General features: G+C 28.2%; 1 pseudogene. It reads left to right on the top strand.

The annotated features are described in order from the left end of the window. A pseudogene (locus CAMP5082_RS08405) lies at positions 1-227 on the top strand (hypothetical protein); the annotation flags it as partial.

Below are 227 nucleotides of genomic sequence, written 5' to 3'. Positions count from 1 at the left end.
CATAAAGTTAGGGTATGAGATAGAAGATAAACATATTCAAAATGAATCTTCAAAAAGTTTAATTTTAAAAAATAAACGTGAAATAGGAGATCCTACAGCTTATGCTACCATTATAGAAGCTAGATTTTCTGCTGATCTTGTCTTTAAAAAACCTAGAAAAGACAATGAAACTTTAGATGAGGATCAAGTTATTGGAAATAAAGCGCAAAGCTTTATTTATAGAAATC

It is taken from the genome of Campylobacter sp. LMG 17559 (assembly GCF_024723605.1).
In the GTDB taxonomy this organism is placed as follows: domain Bacteria; phylum Campylobacterota; class Campylobacteria; order Campylobacterales; family Campylobacteraceae; genus Campylobacter_D.
This window is presented reverse-complemented; position numbering and strand designations above follow the sequence as displayed.